The sequence below is a fragment of the Streptosporangium minutum genome (genome assembly GCF_002149035.1).
In the GTDB taxonomy this organism is placed as follows: domain Bacteria; phylum Actinomycetota; class Actinomycetes; order Streptosporangiales; family Streptosporangiaceae; genus Streptosporangium; species Streptosporangium minutum.
Window position 1 is genome coordinate 1 of sequence record NZ_NGFP01000461.1, and the last position, 2,744, is coordinate 2,744.

A 2,744-nucleotide genomic window follows, 5' to 3' on the forward strand; every position below is an offset into this window, starting at 1 on the left:
CCTGATGTTCTTCGTCCTGGCCGGGTTCGCCTGCCTGGTGGTCGACCGGGACCGGGCGCGTGGCCGCCTGGTCGACTGGTACGAGACCTCGCCGCTGAGCGAGCACGGCCCGTGGCTGGGGCTGCGCCCGTGGCGGATCGCCGCCGGGCTCTGCCTGGGCGCGGCGTGCGCGGTCAAGTGGTCGGGGATCTTCTTCCTGGTGGCCTTCGCGGTCATGTCGCTGATCTGGGACGCCGGGGCCCGCCGGGCGGTCGGGCTGCGCCGGCCGTACGGCGGGATGGTCGGCAAGGACCTGCCCAACCTGCTGCTGGGGATGGGCCTGGTCCCCGCGCTGACCTACATGGCCTCGTGGAGCGGCTGGTTCGTCTCCGACTCCGGCTGGGGGCGCAACTGGGCCCAGGCGACCTCGCAGGGGCCGTTCTTCTTCGTCTTCGACTCGATCCGGTCGTGGCTGAACTACCACTTCCAGGTCCTCGGCTTCCACGGGGGGCTGGCGACCCCGCACAGCTACCAGTCGGAGCCGTGGAGCTGGCCGCTGCTGCTGCGCCCCGTGGCGTTCTTCTACGAGACGCCCAAGACCGGATGCGCCGCCTCAAGCTGCTCGCAGGCGGTGCTCGGGGTCGGCACCCCGGTCATCTGGTACGGCGGGCTGGCCGCGCTCATCGCGATGATCGCCTGGTACGTGGCCACCCGCGACTGGCGCGCCGGAGCCGTCCTGCTGRGCTACGCCGCCGGCTGGCTGCCCTGGTTCTACTGGGCCATCGCCSACAACCGCACCATGTWYCTGTTCTACGCGATCCCCATGGTCCCCTTCATGATCCTGGCGATCGTGCTCGCCGCCGGCCTGATCATCGGCCCGGCGGACGCCGCACCACGGCGGCGTATCGTCGGCGCCTCGATCGTGGGCGCCTTCACGCTGCTGTCGCTCATCAACTTCTGGTGGCTCTACCCCGTGCTCACCGCCGAGATCATCCCTTACGCGGAGTGGCATTCGCGCATGCTCTTCAAGAAGGGCTGGGTCTGACCGTCCACGCATATGAGCTGCTTAGTGCTGATTCCTTAGGGTAGGCGACGTGCACGATCCATTACGTCACGTTCATCGTCAGGGCAGGCCCGCATACGGCAGACTTCGAAGCATGCCTGCACCGGACGTGGCCGCGCTCCTCTCCGAGCTGGAGCGGTCCGAGCCCGACTACGCCGAGCACGCCCGGAGCGCCATCGACTGGCTGACCGGCGGCGAGCCGCTGGAGACCATCACCGAGCTCAACATGTGCGAGTTCCTCTGGTACACACTCCCGACCAAGGTCTCCGGCGACCGTCCCGCGATCGCCCGCGCGCTGGCCAGCCTCCTGCGGCTGGGCGGCCTGGAACGTTACGCCGCGCTCTGCCTCTCCTCCGCGACGGCGCAGATCCTGCGCACCTACACCCGCTCCGGCGAGGACGCCGGGATGGCCGCCTACCAGAGCGCTCTGGACGCCACCGGGGTGCTCCCGCCCGACGTGCCGGAGCTGCGGTGGAGCTCGATCATGGGCCCGGAGGAGCTGGGCGCGCACGGCGCGTGCTCGGCCGCCCTGGAGCTCGCCATCGTCTCCGGAGAGCTCACCGTCGGCTCCCCCGAACGGCAGGCGCTGACCCGCCTCTGGCTGACCACGCCCCGGCCCGAGCTCGGCGGGGACAACTGGCTCCACCGGGTCCAGGGCGAGCGCCTGAACCGCTGGGTGCTCGGCCGGGGCACCGCCTGGCGCGAGCTCGCCCAGCCCTTCGAGGTGCGCCTGCACGCCCCGATCCCGGCTCCGGCCGAGGACCACCTGGAGGCGCTGAGATGGCTGCTGGAGCAGGGCCGTAGGGAGGGCGGCGTCCCGCTGACCCAGCGGCACAACCTGGCCCGCTCCGTGCTCGCGGAGAGTCCCTGGAGCGGCGCGGAGCTGGCGGCGGTCCGCGAGGTGGCCCAGGGGCAGATGGGCGCGCTGCGCCGCGCCGGGAGGCGGCTGGTGATCACCTCGACCGGGGAGCGCCTGCTCCACGACCGCGACCTGCTCTGGGAGGCCGCGACCGCGGCGCTGCTGGCCCCGGCCTCCGGGGAGCACGGCTTCAGGGCCTCGGCCCGGGAGGTGGCGCTGATGCTGCTCGCCGACGGCTTACCCGCGGACCGCGACCGCGTCGCCTCGGTGATCGACTGCGAGGAGTGGCAGACCTCGGAGGTGGACGCCTCTCTGGCCGAACTGGGACGGCGCCTGGACGCCTTCGGCCTGCGGCGGGCGGGCAACCTCACCCCCGCGGGCCGGTCGGCCGCCCTGGCCGCGCTGAGAAGCCACGCGCTACGGCCCCGCCAGTACGTCAACATGGGCTGATCCGCCGAGGTGACTCCCGCGGCCCGACCGCCGTGCACCGGCCCCCGGAGCACGGCCGACACGAGCCGCCCTCCCGAGGCGGCCTCCTGCGGCACCTCGACGTGAGCCGCCCTCCCAGAGCGACTTCCTGCGGCACCTCGACGTGAACTGCCCCTCTGGGGCGACTCTTGCGACACCTCGCCATGAGCCGCATCCCAGAGCGACTTCCTGCGGCACCTCGCCATGAGCCGACCTCAAGGGTGATTCCCGCCACTGCCCAGAACCGACTAATCCATCACAGCGGGGGCAGTGGCCGTGCGTGTCCGAGCCCATCTCCAGCGACCGCCCCGGCCGGCCGAAGGGCAGGTCGGCGGAGGTCATGTCGGAGGGGGCCGCCAGCGGTCGCACGGGGCC

General features: G+C 72.1%; 2 protein-coding genes. Both read left to right on the forward strand.

The window, feature by feature from the left end; genetic code table 11:
• A partial coding sequence (locus tag CA984_RS43580; protein ID WP_133061978.1) for a dolichyl-phosphate-mannose--protein mannosyltransferase occupies nt 1-1,024 on the forward strand: 1,024 nt, incomplete at its 5' end.
• 112 nt (nt 1,025-1,136) lie between these two features.
• Entirely contained in the window at nt 1,137-2,351 is a 1,215-nt protein-coding gene (locus CA984_RS43585) for a hypothetical protein (protein WP_086579117.1), read from the forward strand.
• Nucleotides 2,352-2,744 lie beyond the last annotated feature (393 nt).

Excerpts from the sequence above, each read along its gene's own strand:
- CA984_RS43585 (WP_086579117.1), top strand. The coding sequence starts at position 1,137 with ATGCCTGCACCGGACGTGGCCGCGCTCCTCTCCGAGCTGGAGCGGTCC.